The organism is Pseudomonas sp. BF-B-26 (assembly GCF_019956495.1).
In the GTDB taxonomy this organism is placed as follows: Bacteria; Pseudomonadota; Gammaproteobacteria; order Pseudomonadales; family Pseudomonadaceae; genus Aquipseudomonas.
Map to the genome: position 1 here is coordinate 1 of NZ_JAHBDP010000066.1, position 21,295 is coordinate 21,295.

General features: G+C 58.9%; 18 protein-coding genes and 1 tRNA gene. 6 read left to right on the top strand and 13 right to left on the bottom strand.

Going from position 1 to position 21,295, the window contains the following annotated elements:
- Positions 1-101 precede the first annotated feature (101 nt).
- The 6 genes from KGB03_RS11290 to KGB03_RS11315 all read right to left on the bottom strand — a co-directional run bounded on the left by KGB03_RS11290 (position 102) and on the right by KGB03_RS11315 (position 7,780).
- Positions 102-3,200, bottom strand: a complete 3,099-nt coding sequence (locus KGB03_RS11290; protein WP_223527093.1) for an error-prone DNA polymerase — start codon at positions 3,198-3,200, stop codon at positions 102-104.
- Positions 3,176-4,591, bottom strand: a complete 1,416-nt coding sequence (locus KGB03_RS11295; RefSeq protein ID WP_218537164.1) for a Y-family DNA polymerase — start codon at positions 4,589-4,591, stop codon at positions 3,176-3,178. The genes KGB03_RS11290 and KGB03_RS11295 overlap by 25 nt, the downstream gene beginning before the upstream one ends.
- 7 nt (positions 4,592-4,598) lie before the next feature.
- Complete coding sequence (imuA, locus tag KGB03_RS11300; protein WP_033061610.1) at positions 4,599-5,216, bottom strand: translesion DNA synthesis-associated protein ImuA; 618 nt, start codon at positions 5,214-5,216, stop codon at positions 4,599-4,601.
- A complete protein-coding gene (gene lexA / locus KGB03_RS11305; protein WP_111449853.1) occupies positions 5,216-5,833 on the bottom strand; it encodes a transcriptional repressor LexA in 618 nt (205 codons plus the stop codon). Before lexA ends, imuA begins: the two co-directional genes overlap by 1 nt.
- A gap of 74 nt (positions 5,834-5,907) precedes the next feature.
- Positions 5,908-6,876 carry a Gfo/Idh/MocA family protein gene (locus tag KGB03_RS11310; RefSeq protein ID WP_223527094.1) on the bottom strand — a complete coding sequence of 323 codons (969 nt, stop codon included), beginning with the start codon at positions 6,874-6,876 and terminating at the stop codon, positions 5,908-5,910.
- Between the two features lie 16 nt (positions 6,877-6,892).
- Positions 6,893-7,780, bottom strand: a complete 888-nt coding sequence (locus tag KGB03_RS11315) for a Dyp-type peroxidase (RefSeq protein ID WP_223527095.1) — start codon at positions 7,778-7,780, stop codon at positions 6,893-6,895.
- 212 nt (positions 7,781-7,992) lie between these two features.
- On the opposite strand from KGB03_RS11315, the gene KGB03_RS11320 reads away from it, so the two are divergent.
- Both KGB03_RS11320 and KGB03_RS11325 read left to right on the top strand, forming a co-directional pair.
- Complete coding sequence (locus KGB03_RS11320; protein ID WP_192407916.1) at positions 7,993-9,618, top strand: NADP-dependent glyceraldehyde-3-phosphate dehydrogenase; 1,626 nt, start codon at positions 7,993-7,995, stop codon at positions 9,616-9,618.
- A 68-nt stretch (positions 9,619-9,686) separates the two neighbouring features.
- The gene (locus KGB03_RS11325; RefSeq protein ID WP_223527096.1) at positions 9,687-10,706 is read left to right on the top strand and encodes an FUSC family protein; all 1,020 of its coding nucleotides are present in this window, start codon (positions 9,687-9,689) and stop codon (positions 10,704-10,706) included.
- Positions 10,707-10,720: 14 nt separating this feature from the next.
- Here KGB03_RS11325 and KGB03_RS11330 read toward each other — a convergent pair whose 3' ends face one another.
- On the bottom strand, positions 10,721-11,617 hold the full coding sequence (locus KGB03_RS11330; RefSeq protein ID WP_218537167.1) for a DMT family transporter: 897 nt from the start codon (positions 11,615-11,617) through the stop codon (positions 10,721-10,723).
- A gap of 135 nt (positions 11,618-11,752) precedes the next feature.
- Between KGB03_RS11330 and KGB03_RS11335 the strand changes: the two genes are divergently transcribed.
- Complete coding sequence (locus KGB03_RS11335) at positions 11,753-12,190, top strand: Lrp/AsnC family transcriptional regulator (protein WP_008155029.1); 438 nt, start codon at positions 11,753-11,755, stop codon at positions 12,188-12,190.
- A gap of 65 nt (positions 12,191-12,255) precedes the next feature.
- Here the strand turns inward: KGB03_RS11335 and KGB03_RS11340 are convergent, their stop codons facing one another.
- Positions 12,256-12,927 carry a Bax inhibitor-1/YccA family protein gene (locus tag KGB03_RS11340; RefSeq protein WP_046048530.1) on the bottom strand — a complete coding sequence of 224 codons (672 nt, stop codon included), beginning with the start codon at positions 12,925-12,927 and terminating at the stop codon, positions 12,256-12,258.
- A gap of 123 nt (positions 12,928-13,050) precedes the next feature.
- On the opposite strand from KGB03_RS11340, the gene KGB03_RS11345 reads away from it, so the two are divergent.
- Positions 13,051-13,138, top strand: a tRNA-Ser gene (locus tag KGB03_RS11345).
- Between the two features lie 175 nt (positions 13,139-13,313).
- Here KGB03_RS11345 and KGB03_RS11350 read toward each other — a convergent pair.
- The 5 genes from KGB03_RS11350 to KGB03_RS11370 all read right to left on the bottom strand — a co-directional run bounded on the left by KGB03_RS11350 (position 13,314) and on the right by KGB03_RS11370 (position 17,833).
- Positions 13,314-13,814: an NAD(P)-dependent oxidoreductase gene (locus KGB03_RS11350; RefSeq protein WP_223527097.1), complete on the bottom strand. Its 501-nt coding sequence runs from the start codon at positions 13,812-13,814 to the stop codon at positions 13,314-13,316.
- 22 nt (positions 13,815-13,836) lie between these two features.
- A complete protein-coding gene (locus tag KGB03_RS11355) occupies positions 13,837-14,817 on the bottom strand; it encodes an isopenicillin N synthase family dioxygenase (protein WP_223527098.1) in 981 nt (326 codons plus the stop codon).
- Between the two features lie 289 nt (positions 14,818-15,106).
- Positions 15,107-16,006, bottom strand: coding sequence for a glycine betaine ABC transporter substrate-binding protein (locus KGB03_RS11360; protein ID WP_192407908.1), 900 nt, complete (start codon positions 16,004-16,006; stop codon positions 15,107-15,109).
- 142 nt (positions 16,007-16,148) lie between these two features.
- Positions 16,149-17,084: an electron transfer flavoprotein subunit alpha/FixB family protein gene (locus KGB03_RS11365; protein ID WP_218537168.1), complete on the bottom strand. Its 936-nt coding sequence runs from the start codon at positions 17,082-17,084 to the stop codon at positions 16,149-16,151.
- On the bottom strand, positions 17,084-17,833 hold the full coding sequence (locus KGB03_RS11370) for an electron transfer flavoprotein subunit beta/FixA family protein (protein ID WP_223527099.1): 750 nt from the start codon (positions 17,831-17,833) through the stop codon (positions 17,084-17,086). Before KGB03_RS11370 ends, KGB03_RS11365 begins: the two co-directional genes overlap by 1 nt.
- A gap of 205 nt (positions 17,834-18,038) precedes the next feature.
- Here KGB03_RS11370 and KGB03_RS11375 point away from each other — a divergent pair, with 205 nt between their 5' ends.
- Together KGB03_RS11375 and KGB03_RS11380 are read left to right on the top strand one after the other, a co-directional pair.
- Positions 18,039-20,075 carry an NADH:flavin oxidoreductase gene (locus tag KGB03_RS11375; RefSeq protein WP_218537169.1) on the top strand — a complete coding sequence of 679 codons (2,037 nt, stop codon included), beginning with the start codon at positions 18,039-18,041 and terminating at the stop codon, positions 20,073-20,075.
- A 55-nt stretch (positions 20,076-20,130) separates the two neighbouring features.
- A complete protein-coding gene (locus KGB03_RS11380) occupies positions 20,131-21,255 on the top strand; it encodes an S-(hydroxymethyl)glutathione dehydrogenase/class III alcohol dehydrogenase (RefSeq protein WP_223527126.1) in 1,125 nt (374 codons plus the stop codon).
- The last annotated feature ends 40 nt before the right edge of the window (positions 21,256-21,295 follow it).

Here is a 21,295-nt window from a genome sequence, read left to right on the forward strand (position 1 = left end):
CGCGAAAGCGGTGTATCAGGCAACATAAAGTTGAATGATGAACCGCTTTCGCGAGCAAGCCCGCTCCCACATGAGATCTGTGACAGCCATAAGTTTCGAGGTCAACGGAAATCCCGGCTGCGTACGCTGATGCCGTCGAGCAATGGGCTCAGGTCGCTCAACCGTCCGGCAATCAAATGCCGGACTTCGCCTTCCTTTTCCCAGCGCCCGTCGACCTTGAGCAATTGCGAGCCCACCAACACCTGGCGCTGCCGGTCGGCCAGGTCGCGCCAGACAATGACGTTGACGTTGCCGAACTCATCTTCAAGGGTGACAAAGGTCACACCACTGGCGGTGCCCGGGCGTTGTCGGCCGGTCACCAGCCCGGCGACGCTGACCGGTCGTCCATGCTCGACCTCCATCAGTTCCTTCGAACTGCGGCAGCGCCGGGCTTTCAATTCACCCCGCAATAGAGCCAGCGGATGCGGCCCGAGCGTGGTGCCGACACTGTTGTAATCGGCCAGCAGGTCCTCGCCGACGGTGGGTTTTGGCAACGACACCGCGCCCTCCTCCTGACTCGGCAGACCGGCAAACAAGCCGAGCTGTTTCTGCACTCCCGCCACGTCCCAGCGCGCCCGATGACGGTCACCCGCCAAGCCACGCAGCGCACCGGCATCGGCCAGTTGCTCCTGGGCGCGGGCGTCGAGTCGCGCCCGTTCGCCGAGGTCGGCAATGTCGATAAACGCCCCCTTCGACCGTGCGGCTTCGATGCGTCGGGCATCGTCCTCGCGAAAGCCTTTGATCATCCGCAACCCCATGCGAATCGCCGGCTGGGCACCGGTGATCGGTTCGAGGCTGCAATCCCAGTCACTGGCGCGCACGTCCACCGGGCGAATCTGCAAATGATGCCGGCGCGCGTCCTGCAGAATCTGGTCCGGGCTGTAGAAACCCATGGGCCAGCTGTTGATCAGCGCACAGGCGAAGGCCGCCGGCTCGTGGCATTTCAACCAGCAACTGGCGTAGGTCAACAAGGCGAAACTGGCCGCGTGGGACTCGGGAAAACCATAACTGCCGAAGCCTTTGATCTGCTCGAAGATTTGCGCGGCAAACTCGGCCGTGTAGCCGTTTTTCTTCATCCCGGCGGCCAGGCGATCCTTGTGCGGCTCCAGCCCGCCGTGGCGTTTCCAGGCGGCCATGGAGCGGCGCAACTGATCGGCCTCGCCGGGGCTGTAGTCGGCGGCGACGATGGCAATCTGCATCACCTGCTCCTGGAACAGCGGCACGCCCAACGTACGCTTGAGCACGGTTTCCAGTGCCGGGGACGGATAGACCTCGGGTTCTTCCTTGTTTCGGCGTCGCAGGTACGGATGCACCATCCCGCCCTGAATCGGCCCCGGACGGACAATCGCCACCTCGATCACCAGGTCATAGAAGGTCCGGGGTTTGAGCCTCGGCAGCATCGACATCTGCGCCCGGGACTCGATCTGGAACACGCCGATGGTGTCGGCACGACCGATCATGTCGTAGGTCTGCGAGTCTTCGGCCGGGATCGTCGCCAGGCTCAGGTCCCGATGGCGATGACGGCGCAACAGATCGAAACAGCGGCGGATCGCACTGAGCATGCCCAACGCCAGGATATCGACCTTGAGCAGCCCGACGGCATCGAGGTCGTCCTTGTCCCACTGGATGATGGTGCGCTCGGCCATGGCGGCGTTTTCCACCGGGACCAGGCTGTCCAGAGGCTGCTCGGAAATCACGAAACCACCGGGGTGCTGGGACAGGTGTCGGGGGAAACCGATCAGTTGCCCCGTCAGACTCAGCACCCGGCGCAGCACCGGGCTCTCGGGATCGAACCCGCCTTCAAGCAGGCGTTCCACGGGCGGTGTTTCATCACTCCAGTGGCCACAGCAATCGGCCAGGGCGTTGATCTGATCCGGCGGCAAACCCAAGGCCTTGGCCACATCACGCACCGCGCCGGCCGCGTGATACGTGCTGACTACCGCCGTCAGCGCCGCGCGGCTCCGGCCATAACGCTGGAACACGTACTGCAGGACTTCTTCGCGGCGTTCGTGTTCGAAATCGACGTCGATGTCCGGCGGTTCGTTGCGCTCTTTGGAGAGAAAGCGCTCGAACAACAACGTGGTGCGGTCCGGATCGATTTCCGTGATGCCCAAGGCAAAGCACACCGCCGAGTTGGCCGCCGAACCACGGCCCTGACACAGGATTTTTTGCTCACGGGCGAATCGCACAATGTCGTGAACCGTCAGGAAATAGCTTTCGTAGCCCAGCTCGGCGATCAGTTCCAGTTCCTTGTCGATCTGCGTCAGCACCTGGGCTTGCGGGCCTTTTGGCCAGCGCCACGCGATGCCCTCTTCGGTCAAATGACGCAGCCAGGATGTGGCTGTCTGGCCTTCAGGGACCAGCTCCCGGGGATATTGATAACGCAACTGACCGAGGTCGAAGGTGCAGCGCCGGGCGATGTTCAGCGTTTCGTCGAGCAGTGTTTGCGGGTAGATCGATTGCAGCGCCTCGAGACTGCGCACATGCCGCTCGCCATTGGGATGAAGACGCAACCCGGCCTCCGCCACCGGCACGTGATGACGGATCGCAGTCATGGTGTCCTGCAAGGCGCGTCGCCCACGAGCGTGCATGTGCACATCACCGCTGGCCACTGCCGGAATTCGCAGTTCGCCCGCCAGGGTCAGCAGCACAGCCAGCCGTCGGGTATCGTCCTGGCCGCGATGCAGCTGGACGGCCAGCCACAGGCAATCGACGAAGGTCTGTTTCAGCCAGTGGCCCTGTTCGACGTCATCGACCGCGTCCGGCACCCACAACGCCAACAGCCCCGGCAAGGGTTCACTGAAGTCCTCGCGCAGGACTTGATACTGGCCTTTCTGCGTGCGGCGCCGCGCTCGGGTAATCAGTCGGCACAGGGTCTGGTAACCCTCGAGGTTTTCCACCAGCAACACCAGTTTCGGACCGTTCTCGATGCGCACTTCGCTGCCGATAATCAGCGGCAGCTCCACGGCTTTGGCCGCTTGCCAGGCGCGGACGATACCGGCCAGCGTGCATTCATCGGTGATCGCCAAGGCCTGATAGCCCTGCTTTTTCGCCCGCTCAAAGAGTTCGAGGGCACTGGAAGCACCGCGCTGGAAACTGAAGTTCGACAGGCAATGCAGCTCGGCATAGTCGACACTCATGCGAACCAGCCCTGCAGCCACAACGGGCCGTCCTCACCGACCGCACGATAGGCCCAGCCCTGCTGGCCGGAACGGGTTTCGATCAGGAAGTAATCGCGGCGCACATCGGCGCCGTCCCACCAACCGGACTCGATGCGTTCCGGCCCCATCAGGATGCGCGCCGAACCTTCGTGCACCGCCAGCGGTTCAGTCAGCAGCCAGCCCGGACGTTGCACCGCAGGCAGCCCTGCACAGCGCTGACTGTCGACACTGGCCTGCCACGCGCATTCCGGCCGGTGATCGGCCTGGAACCGCAAGCCCTGCACCGCGTCATCCCCCAACCGCGCACGCAAGCGTTCGCGCAGTTGCTCCCAGGGCAAGGACTGCTGCGGGCGGTCGTCGAACAGTTCCTGATACTGGGGAACGAAGGCCGGCAAGTCTTCGGCGCGCAGGCGAAAACCGCGCACCGGGGCCTCGACCTGGACTTGCTCCAACCGGCCCCGGGCCAGTTCAAAGAGCATCGCCGGATCACGTTCGGCGCTGAGCAGGCCGACCTTGATGACGGTGTCCGGCAAGCCGGCGTGCTCCAGGTGCAGGTCGAAACGCTGCACGCCGCTGTCCCGACCGCAAAGAAACGCCGACAGGTCACCGGTCAACCGGCGTAACGGAAACAGCAGCGCCTGATGGGACTGCACGTCGAAGTTGAGCTCGATGCGCACATCGAACCGGTCCGGCGGCAAGTAGAACGCCAGCGCCAGCCGCCGTAACCCGAGCAAGGCGTCCAGATGCTTGAGCACCTGGGCCTCGAAACGCCGGGCCAGACTATGGCGAGGCAACGCCTGAACCTGGCTCAAGGTGCGCAACCCCATGCGCGACAATGCGCTGGCAACGCTGGTTTCCAGCCCGATCCGGTCGATGGGCAACTGCCCTAGGTGATGTTGCAAGGCTTGATCGTCGGGCACCACCAGACCGTCATAAGCGTTGGCCAGCACCCGTGCCGCCACCGGGTTGGGCGCGGCAACAATCCGATGGCGAAACCCCAACTCGCCGAGCTCGGCCCGTAACCGCGCCTCGAATTGTGGCCAGGCGCCGAACAACCCCAGGCTGGACTCGATTTCAAACACCACCGCACGCGGGTAATGCACGCTGACTTGTGAACTGAATCGATAAGCCCAGGCGGCCAGAAACTGCTGCCAGTGCTCGATCTCGGCAGCGTCGTATTCAGCCGTGACAAAACCTTTGCTCAAGGCTTGGGCGGCGGTCATCGACTGGCCCGGACGCAAGCCCAGCGCCCGGGCCGAAGCGTTGACCGCTTGCAATACCCGACGCTGGGCCGGGCCGGTCAGCAGCGCCAGCGGCTCATCGGGATCGGCGCGCTGACGCAGTACCGCGTCCAGCGCCAATTGCGGGAAGAGAATGCACACCCAGCGCATGGCAACCTCAATGTCCCACGGGGAAGGCAATCGGCGCCGAACGCGCCAACCCGCCCCGGCACTTGAGCACGCGCAATTGCGCAGGCCTGGCATCGATGGCGATGCGCAGTGCCGCGGGCGAAGGGTTGATCGCCTCATTGATCGAGCGGTAGGCAAACGCCAGGGTCGAGCCGGTTTCCGCCGCCACCTGCAAACGCCGCAACGCCCGGTCATCGGCCTTGTGCGGCCAGCACAGCACTGCGCCGCAACTGCCCGAACGCAGGCATTGTTCCGCTGCCCACAAGGCATCGCGCTCGCTGGCCTGGATGATCGACAATTGACGCAGATCGACTCCGGCGTTCTGCCAGGCCTGGGGATAGGGCACGTAAGGCGGCGCCACCAGCACGATGCGCTCGCCCGCGGCGGACAACCGCGCCAGCGCTGGCCACACCAGTTGCAACTCGCCAACACCCTGCCCGGCCAAAAGGATTTCGGTCAGCGCCGCTTCCGGCCAGCCACCGGTGGGCAACGCCGCATCCAGCGCGGCATGCCCGGTGGGTTGCGGGCTGACAGCCGGTGGCGCAGGCCGGCCCTTCCAGACCTGGCCGCCATTGAACAGCGTATCCAGCGCAACGACGGCGCCCATCACCCTTGCCTCACCAGACCGCAGAACACCCCTTCGATGGCCAGGTCCTGACTGGCTTCGACGATGATCGGCTGGTAGGCCGGATTGCGTGGCAGCAATCGGACACTCTCCCCGACCCGCTCGAAACGTTTGATGGTGACTTCCCCGTCGAGTCGCGCAACGACGATCTGGCCGTTGACCGCCTCGGGATTGCGGTGCACGCCCACCAGGTCGCCGTCGAGAATGCCGTCCTCGATCATCGAGTCACCCTGGACCCGCAGCATGTAATCCGGCACCCGCGAGAAGATCGACGGGTCGAGCAGCAAGCGGCTGTGAACCTCGGCATCGGCACCGATCGGCGCCCCCGCCGCCACCCGACCGAGTACCGGAATGTCCAGCAATTCGGGCCGCGCCGGTTGCCCGAGCAAACGAATGCCCCGGGCCTGATGCGCATTGACCTCGATAAAACCGGCCTCGGTCAGCGCCAGCACATGCTTGCGCGCCACGCTGCGGGAGGCGAAACCGAACGCCTCGCTGATTTCAGCGAGGCTCGGGGACTGGCCCTGCTCGGCGATTCGATCGCGGATAAAGGTCAGGATGGCGGTACGGCGGGGAGTTAAAGTCGTCATGGAGTACATTTGTACTCTTTTGGCTTTTTTCTGGCAAGGACTAGCTGACGAGTGAAACGAGGCTGCGATCTTTTGATCTTTTATCAACCGCGCTTGAGGATCTGGTCCATCACCCAATCGGTTTTCAGCGCCTGTTCGGCAACCGCTGGATGCTGCGCTTCTCCCCGAATGTGCGCGTTCATACCCAGTACGTGATGCCATTGAATGTGGTCGTGATTATCAATGTGCAGGCTGAGGGTTTCATCGGCTTCAAGCTGAACCGGATGTTCATCGAATACGGAAAAGCTGATCCGGCCTTTGCTGCCGATCAGCACGACACGATCCTCTCGACGGTCCGCAACGAAATTCCAGCAACCCATGCCCAAGGCGCCCGAAGCGAACCGCCAACTGGCGCTGACGGCATCCTCGGCGGCATATAAACCGGCCTGGTGCGCGGTAAACCCGGCGACTTCGACGATGTCACCCTGCAGGTACTGGAACAGGTCGAAGCCATGGCTGGCCAGGTCGGCGAAATAACCACCGCCAGCAATAGCCGGGGCGGTGCGCCAGTTATCTGTACCGCCAAGATCGGTCGGAGATGGCGCTTTGGTCAGGGTCCAGGTCAGGTGCCGGACCTCGCCGATCCGCCTTTCCTCCAGCCATTGCCGCACTTGCTGGAAGCGCGGCAGCGAACGTCGGTAGTAGGAAACAAACAGGTGCAACCCGGCGTCGGCAAAGACCTTTTGCATCTCATGACTTTGCCCGGCATTCAACGACATGGGTTTTTCGACGCAGCAATGTTTGCCGGCGGCGGCCACCCTCAAGGCGTAAGCGTGATGACTGTCAGGTGGCGTGGCGATGTACACCGCGTCGACCTCGGGATCATTGATCAACGCTTCCACGTCGGTGTAGACCCGAGCGATGCCGTGGCGCGCCGCGTAATCCGTCACCGCTTCCAGACGCCGGCCCATCACCGCCACCAGCGCCGAGCCGGGCGCCTTGTAGAAGGCCGGCCCGCTCTTGCGTTCAGCGACGCTGCCACACCCGATCATGCCCCAGCGCACCACGTTCATAGTCACTCCCTGATGTTTAGCCGACGCGCAGTGCGCGCAGGTCCAGATGACCGTCCTTGAGCGGCGGGCACCAGTAATAGCCGCCGGTGATCGGCCGGCTGATGCGGTACAAACCGTCGGTGACGCCGTCTTCCAGACCGCTCATGCGGCGCAGTTGGGCTTCGAAAGCGTCGAGGGAGAAACCGAAGGCCAGGAACATCAGGCCGGCGCGATCGCCTTCGATCCAAGGCATGGAGCGGCGCACCACGAAAGCCTCGGGGGCGAAGCTCTCCTGGGCGGTGCGTTTGACGTGAGCGGAGATCGGCGCGTCGTCGAGTTCTTCGTTGTCGCTCAAACGACGGCCCATGATGTTGTCCTTCTCATGGGACGGCATCGCGTGAAAGCCTTTCAGATCATGCTGCCACTGCTGGATCGCGGCGAAACTGCCGCCGACCATTCCGTCAGCGCCGTCACTCACCAGCGCAGCAGCAACGGCGGCTTCGTCGTGAGGGTTTTCGGTGCCGTCTTCGTAACCGGTCAGATCGTGGCCGGAGAGGTGGCGGAAGGTTTCGTTCATCTGCACCAGGCGCAGGGCCGGGGCCAGCGCGGCTTCGATGGCATTGCTGCGGTTGAGCAATTCGCCACGGTCGACACCGTGCAGCCAGCACCAGAGCGCGTGCTGGGTCGACGGGTTATCGACGCCGACACCGGTCAACGCTGGAAAGGTGCGCAGGCCATCGATTTGCCCCTTGAGCGCCTTGACCAGGGACTCACCGAAACCGACCACGGCCGACTTCCCGTCCACCAGTCCCTTGAGATTCTCCAGCGCGGCCGGCAAGGCAGCGGCGGATTCGAGTGCGAAGAACATATGACGAGCTTGAGGCGGAACTGGGGTGGCGAGAATGCCCGGCTGGTAGTAACTCATATGAACTCCTTCAGAAAGAGCGCGAAGTTTAACCGCAGGATCGGCACTTGTGTGTTTTCAGGGCAAAAGGTCGCAGCCCCGTAACCTTATAGCCGCTACGACGATCCGCAACGTCAAGCCAAAAGAATCCTAAGATGAGCCATGACAAGCGAGTCCGAGGTCTGCTAAAACGATTCATCAATTGCATCACCCAATCCAGACGGGGTAGCGACATGACCACAGCACACATCCTTGGCAACCTGTTTCCCGACGCCAGCGACATCCCGGAAAAATATCGCCTCGATGGCCAGACCGAGCAGCGTGAATACCTGGTCGACGGCGAGCTGAAAACCTGGTCCGGGCCCCTCGCCCAAGTCCGCAGCCCGGTGTACCTGACGGGTGAAAATGGCGATGAACAAGTGATCCTCGGCAGCACGCCACTGCTCGATGCCGACACCGCATTGACCGCCCTCGACGCCGCCGTCCGCGCCTATGACCGGGGCCAGGGTCTGTGGCCGACAATGCGTGTGGCCGAACGCATCCAGCACGTCGAAACCTTTCTCGGACGCATGCGCGAACAGCGCGAGGCCGTGGTCAAGTTGCTGATGTGGGAAATCGGCAAGAACCTCAAGGACTCGGAGAAAGAGTTCGACCGCACCTGCGATTACATCGTCGACACGATCAATGCGCTCAAGGAACTCGACCGTCGCTCCAGCCGCTTCGAACTGGAACAGGACACCCTTGGCCAGATCCGCCGCGTCCCGCTGGGTGTGGCGTTGTGCATGGGGCCTTACAACTACCCGCTGAACGAAACCTTCACCACGCTGATTCCGGCGCTGATCATGGGCAACACCGTGGTGTTCAAACCGGCCAAGCTCGGCGTACTGCTGATTCGTCCGTTGCTGGAAGCGTTCCGCGACAGCTTCCCGGCCGGGGTGATCAACGTGATCTACGGCAGCGGCCGCGAGACCGTCAGCGCGCTGATGGCCAGCGGCAAGATCGACATCTTCGCGTTTATCGGCACCAACAAAGCCGCCAGCGACCTGAAAAAACTCCATCCAAAACCGCACCGCTTGCGTGCGGCGTTGGGCCTGGACGCGAAAAACCCCGGCATCGTGCTGCCCGAGGTGGATCTGGATAACGCAGTCAGCGAAGCGCTCACCGGCTCTCTGTCATTCAATGGTCAGCGCTGCACCGCGTTGAAAATCCTCTTCGTCCATGAAGACGTGGTCGACTCTTTCATCGAGAAATTCAACGCCAAACTTGCCAGCCTCAAACCCGGCATGCCGTGGGACAGCGGCGTGGCACTGACGCCGTTGCCGGAAGCGAGCAAGGTCGATTACCTGCATTCGCTGGTGGCGGATGCCGTCGGCAAAGGCGCCACCGTGGTCAACCCCAACGGCGGTGAAGCCCGCGCTTCGTTCTTCTACCCCGCCGTGCTGTACCCGGTGACGCCACAGATGCGCGTCTATCAGGAAGAACAGTTCGGCCCGGTCGTGCCAATCGTGCCTTACCGGCATCTGGACACAGTGATCGATTACGTTCTGGAATCGGACTTCGGCCAGCAGCTGAGTATTTTCGGCACCAACCCGGTGGCGGTCGGCCGGCTGGTCGACACCTTCGCCAACCAGGTCGGCCGGATCAACCTCAACGCCCAGTGCCAGCGCGGCCCGGACACCTTCCCGTTCAACGGCCGCAAGAACTCCGCCGAAGGCACGCTGTCGGTGCATGATGCGTTGCGGGTGTTTTCGATTCGCACCCTGGTGGCGACCAAGTTCCAGGAAACCAACAAAGAACTCATCAGCGAAATCATCAGCGGACGCAGTTCGAGTTTCCTGACCACCGATTACATCTTCTGAGGAGACCGAGCCTGAGCACATTCAGAGACAGCCGACTGCCACTGCTACTGCGCCGACTGCTGCGTCCGTTGCTGGACCCGTATCGGCGCTATCGCCACGCCAGGGTGATCCACGCGGTGCGCGTGTCGCTGGGGTTGCTGGCAACGATCCTGCTGACCACCGGCATCCATCTGCCCCACGGTGAGTGGGCGTCGGTGACGATGCTGGTGGTGATCGGCGGCTTGCAGCATCACGGCAACATCGGCAAAAAAGCCGCCGAACGCGCCATCGGCACCTTGATCGGTGCTGGCGTCGGCTTGCTGCTGGTGGCGCAACAGGCGTGGCTCGGGATGCCGTGGCTGACCTATTTCGCGATGGCCGTGGTCTGTGGGTTCTTCTCGTACCACGCCATCGGCAAGGGCGGTTACACCGCGTTACTCTCGGCGATAACCGTGTTTATCGTCGCGGGGCATGGCGACAATCCGATCACCGACGGGTTGTGGCGTGGGGTGGACATCCTGATCGGCATCGCCCTGGCCCTGGCATTTTCTTTCGCCTTGCCGCTCTACGCGGTTTATTCCTGGCGCTACAACCTGGCCGATGCCTTGCGCGACTGCGCGACGATCTACGGACGCATCATCAATGGCCAATCGGTCACCGATGACGAACACCATAAACTCGTGGGGAGCCTGAACACGGTGATGGTGCAACTGCGCTCGTTGATGCCGTCGGTGTCCAAGGAAGTACGGATCTCCATGACCGAACTCGATGCCATTCAGCGCCACTTGCGGATGTGTGTCAGCACCCTGGAAATTCTCGGCAACACCCGACCTGACGCCAGTGACCCCGATGCCATGGCCCATCTGCAATCGTCCTTGAAAGCCGAGCATCGACTGATTCGGGTGCAACTGATCGGTATGGCCCGGGCGCTGAAATCCGGTGCGTCCCAGCGGCTCAACCGGCCCGTCGAATTGCCGTCGGATTCAAGCCTGACCGCGCCGGTTTACAATCCGCTGGACGGCTACCGGTTATTGGTCCGGCAATTAGCCGCCAACATCGGCGAGATGCGCCAGCGCCTGGCCAAGACGGCACCGCGCTGGAACATCTGACGTTTCTTTACGGCTTACTGCGTCGTCACCGTCCGACGAAACTTCAGGGTCCAGCCCTGTTGCATGCCGGCAGCGGCCAACAGAATCGCGGCAACACCGATCCATTGCAGCGGCTCCAGGCGATGGCCGAAGGCAAACCAGTCAACGAAAATCGCCGCAATCGGGTAGATGAAGGACAACGCACCGGTCAGTGCCGTTGGCAGTTTTTGGATCGCGCCGTAGAGCAGCACATACATCACGCCGGTGTGGACAATGCCCAGGGTTACCAGGCTGGCCCAGGCGCTCGGCGCTTGCGGCAGTGCCGAAAAGTGCGCGAATGGCGCGAGTAACAGCACGCCGGTGGTGACCTGGACCAACGCGATCAGATGCGGCGGTGTGCCGGTCAGGCGCTTGATGATCAACGCAGCAATCGCGTAAAGAAATGCCGCCCCCAGCGCCAGAGCGATACCCATCAGGTAATCATTACCACTTTCGCCCTGCCCGCCATGTGCGCTGACAATCGCCAGCATCCCGAGAAACGAAATGCCCAGCCAGAACAGTTTCTGCAGGGTAATTTTCTCGTTGAGGAACAACGCGGCCAACCCCACCAGCATGAACGGCTGAACGTTGTATACCGCGGTACCGATGGCAATCGAGGCGCGGGAGTAAGAAGCAAACAACAGCACCCAATTGCCGACAATCGCCACGCCGCTGAGCACGGCCAGCAGGAACGTGGTGCGGGTCAGAATGCCGGGACGCAGGAAGCCGAATGCCGCGCAGATCAGCAACAACGTGCCGGCACCGAACACGCAACGCCAGAACACGACGTCCAACACCGGTTGCCCGGACACCAGCACGAACCAGCCGATGGTCCCGGAAATCAGCATGGCGGCGGTCATTTCAAATGACCCGTGACGTATTGATTTGTCCATCATCAGACTCCTGTGTTTGAGCCCAAAGTATGCCAATCCGCTGGGGGGCTTCTCCAGCGCAAAAAGCAGGCTAAACTCGGAATCTGCCTTTTTTATCAAGGCGGTTTGAGTTAATTGCCTAATAGGGGTTTCGCCATGACCGACGATATCGACCAAGTGCTGATCACGGCATTGATGGAAGACTCACGCCGCTCGCTCAAGGCGCTGGCGCAAATCAGCGGCCTGTCTTCGCCCAGCGTCGCCGAGCGTTTGCGTCGTCTCGAAGAGCGTGGCGTGCTCAAGGGGTACACCGTCGAGATCGACCCCAAATGCTTTGGCTATCAACTACAAGCCATCGTCCGCATTCGCCCGCTGCCGGGCCAGTTGCAGGAAGTGGAACGGCAGATCCAGGCCATTCCCGAATTTACCGAGTGCGACAAAGTCACCGGCGACGACTGTTTCATCGCCCGCCTGCATGTGCGTTCGATGGAACAACTGGACACCCTGCTCGACCGCCTCAACACCCACGCCGAAACCAACACTGCAATCGTCAAGAAAACCCCGGTCAAACGCCGTTTGCCACCGATGGCGTGACCCTTTACTCAAATCCCAGGCAAGAAAAAACCCGCCGAAGCGGGTTTTTTCCTCAAGGCTGACGATTAATCATCGCGGCTCATGATGCCGAAGATCTGCAACAAGCTGATGAACAGGTTGTAGATCGATACATACAGGCTGATGGTCGCCATGATGTAGTTGCGCTCGCCGCCGTGAATGATGGCGCTGGTCTGGAACAGAATGCAGACCGAGGAGAACAGCACGAAACCTGCGCTGATCGCCAGTTGCAGACCGCTGATCTGGAAGAACAGGCTCGCCAGCGTCGCACCCAGCAGCACGAAGAAGCCTGCGGTGATGAAACCACCCAGGAAGCTCATGTCCTTGCGGGTAATCAGCACGTAGGCCGACAGACCGCCGAATACCAGCGCAGTCATCGCGAAGGCCGAACTGACCACCTCGGCGCCGCCCTGCATACCCAGGTAACGGTTGAGGATCGGGCCGAGCAGGAAACCCATGAAACCGGTCAGGGCAAATGCCGACACCAGGCCCCAGGCCGAATCACGGAGTTTGTTGGTGAGGAAGAAAAGGCCGTAGAAACCGATCAGCACCACGAAAACGTTCGGGTAGCCGACACGCATCTGCTGAGCGACAAACGCCATCACGCCGCTGAATGCGAGGGTGAGAGCGAGTAAGCCGTAAGTGTTGCGCAGGACGCGGCTAACCTCTAGCTGCTCAGCCTGCACGCTGTTATTAACTGCGTAATCCTGTTCGCGCATGGCGACACTCCTGTTGGTTTGAAACGTTCAGTCGCAAAGATCATAACAGACGCTCTGTAACAAGCTATGCAGAGAGTTTGACAGTGTGTTTCATTCAGGTATTATGGCGCCCGCAACGCAAACGGAGGTGTGGCCGAGTGGTTTAAGGCAACGGTCTTGAAAACCGTCGACTGTAACAGGTCCATGAGTTCGAATCCCATCGCCTCCGCCATATTTGTACCGACAAAGCCCTGATTATTCAGGGCTTTGTCGTTTCTGGCTTTTGGAAAAATCGTCGAGCCCACACCTCAGCCCACACCCTGGATGAAGTATTGCTTTTCGACCAGCGGCTAATTTTTCGAATGGTCTCTTGCCTTTATCTGCAGCCGTGAAGAACGGGGTTTGAATCAGCGTCCGCAGGAAGCGCCGGAACGAAAACAGAGGTTGTGATCTCTTTTCGACACAGGCTGAAGGCGATCAAGCGCGGCGCGTCCGAGATTACCAACCCCCATGACACCAACACGCCGCTGTGAAGCGTGCACGATTGGTCGAGGTTGCCAGCGACCCCTGCGCTGATCCTCTTGGTAAGCGAGGATGTCTCGATGCAAGGCAAGAACACCAAACAGAACATACTCAGCCATGATGTCCGCCATCGAGCTATCTACCAGCCGTATGAGCGACACGTGAGCAGGCAAACGGGCCAAATCGAACTGATCAACTCCAGCCCCCGCAGCGTAGAGGAGCCGAAGATTACCAAACTGCTCCGCAAGGCTGGCAAGAGGCTCCCAAGCCAGGATGTAGTGCACCTCTGCCGGGTTACCGATATCAGGCCATTGGCGGAACTCTAGTTGAGGAGCGAGCGTTGACAGGCCATCTCGCCATTTCTGCGCATCGGCGGGATTGGCCATGTATAGGACGCACATTGCCCCCCTATTCGCCTTTCAAATGCGCATAGCTATCAACGAAACGCTTAAATTTGTGTTGGCCACACGTGTACGCTTCATACTTCGCGGGTAGAGCCTCACTCACGCAGGTTGGCACAGGTTCAACCACCGCATCGAAATCCAAATCAATAAAGAAAGGTATTGAATAGCGTTCTAGACCGCTGGCATTTATGACGCGATGCATTGTCGAGGTGTAGCGATCATTGGTGAGGGTTTGAACCAGATCACCAATATTGACGATAAAAGTGCATTCAACTGGAGGGGCAGTAACCCACTCCCCTGCACGGTTCCTGACTTGCAAACCGCCAACTGCATCTTGGGATAGGACCGTCAAGAAACCATAGTCCGTGTGCGCCCCAATACCAATCTCCTCTTGGGAAATTCTTCCGATCTGGGGCGGGTAACGCAAAATCCGCTGAATCGTGATGGGCTTACGCTGAAGGTGTTCAAAGTAATTTTGTGGTAGACCCAAGCTCAGCGCGATCCCACCAATAAGCATTCGCGCGAGTGCCAATACAGAGGAATGGTAATCTTCGGCGACCTTCTCAAATTGCGGCAGTGCCGACGGCATTTGATTAGGACCAAAAAATGGAGAGACCTCATCGTAATGAGCTCCGCAATCAAAACATTCTTTGAAATCGCGGGTATTAGCAGGATCGACGTTTTCCGCGTACATCGGTATATAACCACGTAGCGTGGGCCCGGAATTTACGACATTGAGCTTGTTCTTCTCATCAAAAGGAAGCTTGAAAAAGCTTTTGGTAAGCGCATACATCTCATCTATTAACTGCTGGTCAATACCATGATTTTTTATATAAAAAAAACCCACCTTTTCGCATGCGTCACCTATTTGGCTTGCCACCTCCAGTGGATTTTCGCCGTTTATGAGCGACGATATATCTATGACTGGAATTTCAGTGAAAGCTGTTTGCTTGCTAGCCAGACGAATATCAAATAACTCTGTCATGCATGTTCTCCTTTCAAGAATGTCAATTAGGCAGAAGATTTAGAAAGCACGGCGACGCCCTCTTTAATCTCACTGAGTCACATGATTCAACAGCGTGCCCGCATGCTACTGCTCGTTTATTTTTCTCAAACTAATGTTCAAGAACCACTCATCATATAACGCCGCAAGGCAATACAGTGGCCTGTGTCCGGCATTTATAAAAATCCGATCCAAAGATAAACACTCAATACCTCTTCACTCACTGCAAAGGGCATCGAACTGCAAAATAGTGACAAGACAGTGTCTGTCGTCACTGGCCCGCTGTTGTTGCAGCAGTCGTGCCGTCAAACATTGCTGCAAAGCGGGGCTTGTTGGCTGAGTAGTATTCTGCAACTACCTTATCTGCCGAGCTATCACGCGCAGTAGCCATCATTTTCTCAAGGTCAGCTTTAGGGATTTTGAAGTTGGCGAAGAATCGAGCAACATCGGGGTGTTCTGCGCTAAAACCTTTGCGTGCGACCGCGTGGATTTGCTCAGAGCCTCCGAAAATCTGCTTCGGATCATCCAAATATCGCAGTGACCACTTGGAGAACATCCAGTGCGGGCTCCATGCGTTAATCAAAGACCACTTGTCACGTTTCAGATTACGATCCAACTCGCTCAACATTCCAGACTCTGAAGAAGCGACCATCTTATAACCATCAAGACGATATTCTTTAATGGCCTTTTCGGTAAGTTTGTACTGACCATTACCCACTTCGGAAGTCAAAATCTTGCCGCCGAGTTTTTCCCTTACCTCTGGCTTGTTAAGGTCTTCGACACTGGCGATTTCACTGACAGGAATAGAAGTGGGTACCGCCATGCCAATCCGCCCCTCATAAAGCACCCCCAAGTCTTCGAGCTTGTCGCGGTATTTGTCATAAAAGGACTTGTGAGTGCTTGGCAGCCAAACCATAGGAATCAGGTCGATATTACCGTTAGCCAGCGCCTGGAACTGAATACCAATATCGGCCAGAACCAATTTAACCGGTTGCTTCAGGTGATCTCGCAACGCTGTGTCTGCCAGCTTTACAGCGATCTCCGTATCCGACCAATTCACCCAACCAATACGGATAGGCGCGGGCTCCTCGGCTTGAGCTATCAGGCTGCTGGAGATCATAACCAAACCTGCAAGCCAGCCGGTACAAGTTTTACTGGATAACGTAATCATGTGCATCTCCGCGTGCTGTATTAATAGTTATTGGCAGGACAGCAGAAGCATCAACTTCCCTCATAAAAATGCGAAGCTAATATTAAACTTTCAAATATAAAATTTCGCACATTGTTCTGCCATGGAATCATTATCAACTCACTCACAATGCCTGTTCGAGCGCCGGTAATGCCTCAAACAAATCCGCAACCAACATGTAATCTGCAACTTGGGCGATCGGCGCCTCAGCGTCCTGGTTGATCGCGACGATTACCTTTGATCCACTCATACCGGCCAGGTGTTGAATGGCGCCACTGATACCTGCGGCGATGTAGAGATCCGGTGCCACTATTTTCCCCGTCTGCCCGACTTGCAAGTCGTTGGGGGCAAAACCTGCGTCCACTGCAGCGCGTGATGCACCTACGGCGCCACCGAGCTTGTCTGCAACACGTTCGATCAATGCAAAATTCGCTTTGCTCTGCATCCCGCGACCACCGGAAACGACGACACGAGCACTCGACAGGTCAGGCCTTTCGCTCACCGTCAGCTGTTCGCTTACAAAGCTGACAGTGCTTGCACTGCGCCCCCCATTAACGGCCATGACTTCGCAGCGATCCTGATGGGACGAGGCTTGGGCAAAAGCCGAGGCACGGAGGGTCAACAACTTGACTGAATCGATGGACTGAACGGTGGCGATCGCATTACCCGCATAAATGGGTCGCTCGAAAGTGTCTGCCGACACAATTTTGATGACGTCCGAAAGCATTCCGACATCCAGGCTGGCCGCTACCCGTGGCAACACATTGCGACCCATGCTGCTCGCATCGGCCATTACATGGGTATAAGTGTCGCCCACTAGCGAAGTGATCAGTGGCTGGACATTTTCGGCCAGCGTCTTCTCGAACATCTCATCCTGCGCGAGCAGCACTCGATGCAGGCCCTTGGTAAGCGCGGCCTGTTCCGCAACGTCTGATGCCTCCGCCCCCCCCATCACAAGCAAATCCGTTTCGAAGCCCAGATCGATAGCAGCAGTAATTGCACTCAACGTGCCTGCCGTGAGTTGACTACCTGTGTGCTCGGCTATAACCAATGTGCGCATCAAACTAACCCCGCCACGTTTCTCAGTTTTTCCACCAGTTCAGATACCGAACTGACGTTGATACCTGCTTTTCGCACTGGAGGTGGCGTCACCTTGAGCAGCCGGGTGTGCTCCCTCACGTTCGCGCCCAAGTCATCAGCGGCAATCACCTCAAGAGGTTTTTTCTTGGCTTTCATGATGTTCGGCAACGAGGCATAGCGCGGTTCATTAAGGCGCAGATCACAGGTAACAACTGCGGGTGCCGTAAGGGCCACAACCTGGCTGCCACCATCGACTTCACGCTCAACAACCCATCGACCATCGGCATAGCTGATGGCTGAGGCAAAGGTGGCCTGACCACTACCTATTAATTGCGCAACCATCTGCCCGGTCTGGTTGTTCTCCTGGTCGATAGCCTGTTTACCAAAAAGGATCAATTGCGGCTTTTCGGTATCGATCACTTGGCTTAGGTATTTGGCCACGTTGAGCGGCTCGAGCATCGCGTTCGTTTCAACCAGGAGTGCTCGATCTGCGCCAAGCGCTAATGCCGTGCGTAATTGTTCTTGCGCAGCAGAAGTGCCAACTGAAACGACCACCACCTCGCAAACCACGCCTTTTTCCTTAAGGCGAATAGCTTCTTCCACTGCGATCTCGCAGAAAGGATTCAAGGCCATTTTTACGCCATTCAGGTCGACGCCTGAACCATCACCTTTAACACGAACTTTCACGTTCGGGTCGATGGCGCGTTTTACCGCTACGAGCACTTTCATAATTTCCTCGGGCACTCATCAATCGATGCAATGGATGACAGGCGTGGATGAGCCAGTTCAGTCCTTGTTTTGACGGATGTTAATCCTGGATTTTTTGTTGCGCAAGCAAAATGTACACTTGTGTCACCAACCATTGACACAGGTGTACATTTATCCTAATTTCAAGTCACCAAGCCTGATGAAGCCCACTTTGGAGCGCACCACGATGTCCAGCGATCCCTTGCTGCAACCCTATAAAATCAAGAATCTGACCCTCAGAAACCGGATCATGACCACCTCCCATGAACCGGCCTACCCTGTGGATGGCATGCCCAAGGATCTCTATCGCGCCTACCACGTGGAGCGCGCAAAGGCCGGTGTCGCCCTGACCATGACTGCCGGTTCCGCAGCCGTCTCCCGAGACAGCCCGCCGGTATTCAACAATGTGCTCGCCTACAAGGATGAAGTGGTCGGATGGTTGAAGGACCTGACCGATGAATGCCACGAACACGGTGCGGCAGTGATGATCCAGTTGACTCACCTGGGCCGCCGCACCCGCTGGGACAAGGCCGACTGGTTGCCGGTGGTGTCGCCGTCACACCGTCGCGAGGCTTCACACCGCTCCTTCCCGAAGAAAATGGAAGAATGGGACATCGAGCGGATCATCAAGGACTATGTAGACGCGGCGGAGCGCATGAAGGCGGCAGGTCTCGATGGTCTGGAGCTTCAGGCTTACGGGCATTTGATGGACCAGTTCTGGTCGCCGTTGACCAATGACCTCGACGGCCCTTATGGCGGCTCGCTGGAAAACCGCATGCGCTTTACCTTCGACATCCTGCGTGGCATCCGCCAACGGGTCGGCGAAGACTTTCTGCTCGGGGTTCGCTACACCGGTGATGAAGAACTGCCCGGTGGCTTCAATGCCAGCGAGGGCATGCAGATATCCCACATGCTCAAGGACAGCGGACTGGTCGATTTCCTGAACGTGGTACGCGGCCACATCGATACGGACGCCGGCCTGACCGATGTCATCCCGATTCAGGGTATGCGCAACTCACCCCACCTCGACTTCGCTGGCGAGATCCGTTCGGCAACAGGCTTCCCGACCTTCCACGCGGCGAAGATTCCCGATGTTGCCACGGCGCGCTACGCGATCGCTTCGGGCAAAGTGGACATGGTGGGCATGACCCGCGCGCACATGACCGATCCGCACATCGTGCGCAAAATCATCGAGAAGCGCGAAGAAGATATTCGCCCGTGCGTCGGCGCCAACTATTGTCTGGATCGCATCTATCAGGGTGGCGCGGCCTACTGTATCCACAACGCAGCGACGGGGCGGGAAACCACTATGCCTCATGACATTCCCAAAGCCGCGGTCAAGCGCAAGGTGCTGGTGGTCGGTACGGGCCCTGCCGGGCTGGAAGCGGCGCGGGTCGCCGGTGAGCGCGGCCATGATGTAACGGTACTTGAGGCGGCTGACCAACCTGGCGGGCAGATTCGTCTGACGGCATTGAGCGAGCGTCGTCGCGAGATGATCAGCATCATTGATTGGCGCATGGCGCAATGCGAACGACTGGGGGTGAAGTTTCATTTCAACACCTGGGCCGAAGCCGACGCCGTGCAAGCCTTCGAGCCTGACGTGGTCATCGTCGCGACCGGCGGTCTACCGGATACCGAGGTGCTCCGCAAAGGCAACGAACTCGTGGTTTCAACCTGGGACATCATTTCCGGTGACATCAAGCCCGGTCGCAACGTACTGATCTTCGACGATGCCGGGGATCATGCTGCTCTACAGGCAGCCGAAGTCATCGCCAATAGCGGCGCGAAAGTAGAAATCGTGACCCCTGACCGCTCGTTTGCACCTGAAGTCATGGCCATGAACCTGGTGCCCTACATGCGCAGCCTGCAGGACCTGGACGTCACCTTCACCGTCACCTATCGGGTCGACACAGTGGAAAAACGTGATGACGGGCTCGTTGCAACCTTTGGCAGCGATTACGGGCAGGTCCACAAGCAGCGCGTGGTCGATCAGGTGGTCGTCAACCACGGCACTCTTCCTCTGGACGACTTGTACTTCGACCTGCGTCCTCTCTCCACCAATGGCGGCGCGGTAGAGCAGCATGACCTGATAGCCGGCACGGCACAGAACATCGTCACCAATCCCGAAGGACGTTTCCAGCTGTTCCGGATCGGCGACGCCGTGTCTGCTCGCAACACCCACGCGGCCATCTACGACGCGTTGCGCCTGGTGAAAGAAATCTGAATCCGAACCTCCATTCCTGTTGGAACGGAGGCTCGCCATGAACAAGAGGGAAACCATGTCAGCAGTGACCATTAAATCGAAGGCGGCAGTCGCTTTTGGCCCAGGACAGCCGTTGCAGCTGGTGGACATCGATGTCGCACCACCCAAGGCTGGCGAAGTGAGGGTACGAATCGTGGCAACCGGTGTCTGCCACACGGATGCGTTTACCCTGTCGGGCGACGATCCCGAGGGGATCTTTCCTGCCGTGTTGGGTCATGAGGGCGGTGGGATCGTCGAGTCGATCGGCGAAGGCGTTACGTCATTGTCGGTCGGCGACCATGTGATTCCGCTGTACACGGCCGAGTGCCGACAATGCAAATTCTGTCTGTCGGGCAAGACCAACTTGTGCCAGGCAGTCAGAGTGACGCAGGGCAAGGGCCTGATGCCTGACGGAACATCGCGTTTCTCCTTTCAGGGCCAGCCAGTGTTCCACTACATGGGCTGCTCGACTTTCTCCGAGTACACGGTATTGCCGGAGATCTCCCTGGCCAAAATCCCCAAGGATGCGCCTCTAGAGCAGGTGTGCCTGCTGGGCTGTGGCGTGACCACAGGCATAGGTGCCGTACTCAACACTGCCAAGGTCGAGGCCGGGGCAAGCGTTGCGATATTCGGGCTCGGCGGGATCGGGCTGGCGGCCATCATCGGCGCGAAAATGGCCAACGCCGGGCGAGTCATCGCCATTGATATCAACCCGGCCAAGCGGGACGTCGCCCTATCGCTCGGCGCGACCGACTTCATAAACCCCATGGACTATGACAAGCCCATCCAGGACGTGATTGTCGAGCTCACCGACGGTGGCGTGGACTATTCGTTTGAATGTGTCGGCAACGTCAAATTGATGCGAGCTGCTCTGGAGTGCTGCCACAAGGGCTGGGGTGAATCGATCATTATCGGTGTTGCCGGTGCGGGCCAGGAAATCAGTACCCGCCCTTTTCAACTGGTAACCGGGCGCGTCTGGCGTGGCAGCGCGTTTGGTGGAGTCAAGGGCCGCACGGAGCTTCCCAGCTACGTCGAGAAAGCGAGCACCGGCGAAATTCCGCTGGAAACCTTCATCACTCACAACCTTGGCCTTTCAGACATCAACAAGGCTTTCGAATTGATGCATGCAGGGCAAAGCATCCGCACCGTCATTCATTTTTGACCAAGGCACTGCCGTGATACCGGCCAGCGCTCACACCCGC